Annotated in this window: 1 pseudogene; it reads right to left on the bottom strand. The window is 40.9% G+C overall.

The window, feature by feature from the left end:
- Nucleotides 1–1,043 (bottom strand): annotated as a pseudogene (locus ACFIKE_RS11285) (hypothetical protein); the annotation flags it as partial.

Genomic DNA, 1,043 nt, shown 5'->3' with positions numbered 1-1,043 from the left:
TATGAAGTGCAACTGGTCCTGCATCCTTACCTTTACCTAAAGTTACACTCGTGTAATCAATGCCGCCATTATCACCATCTTTTTTATCATAGTGAACAACAGCTGAATCATCAGACTGAAGGCTGGTAGAAAGATCTTTCAGACTTGCATCAAGCTGACCCTTGTTAACCGCTTCATTACTCTTCGTTGCTTCCCCAACACCGGAAAGAATCCTATCCCCTTTGTCTTTATTTGCGATGTTGATTTCACTGCCTTCTACTTCTTTACCAATATTGATAACCTTCGTATCATCATCCTGCTTAGCAAGACTATCACTGACTACATTGGTCACATCATTGTGAACATTCGTTATAGAACTTGCAACACCTGCAAGTGCTTCAGCTACGCTCTTGTAGCTTTCTTCACTTTCTTTACCTTCTGCATCAACTTTCTTAACCTTAAAACTTGGTGCTTTCCAATTTCCATCTTCATAGCCAGCACCTCCACCAAAATAGGTTGCTATTGTTTGATTCATTGAATAAAGCTGACCACCCGTAACAGCATCTGTTGATTTAGCGGTGATCTCACCATTTGCTAGAAACGTAATTCTACTGTTTTCTTGTGTCCTGACAGCTCTGCCTTTTTCTTCTTGCTTCTTCTCATGACGTGCTACAAACGCATTGGCTTCATTACTCCAATTCAAAGAATCCTGCGCTACTCCTTCAGAAACTTCCTTAATCCGTGCATTCACAGTCTTGATATTTGCATCAAGACCAGTAAATGCACTACCAACATTATCAAAAGAACTGTCTGTTATCTTACCATCTGCATCAACCTTAGATAACTTGTAGGTCGGTCCTGTAAACGCGCCATTATTAAACGCCGAATCACCACCAAGGAATTTAGCTACATTCTGAGAAATTGTGTTGATCTGACTACCGGTGATTGCGTCATGTGAACTCTCACCAATGGCACCATCTTTTACATTATGAAGTGCAACTGGTCCTGCATCCTTACCTTTACCTAAAGTTACACTCGTGTAATCAATGCCGCCATTATCACCA

Origin of the sequence: Bartonella sp. MU70NMGDW, from assembly GCF_042194085.1 — a bacterium.
Lineage (GTDB): Bacteria > Pseudomonadota > Alphaproteobacteria > Rhizobiales > Rhizobiaceae > Bartonella > Bartonella grahamii.
This window is presented reverse-complemented; position numbering and strand designations above follow the sequence as displayed.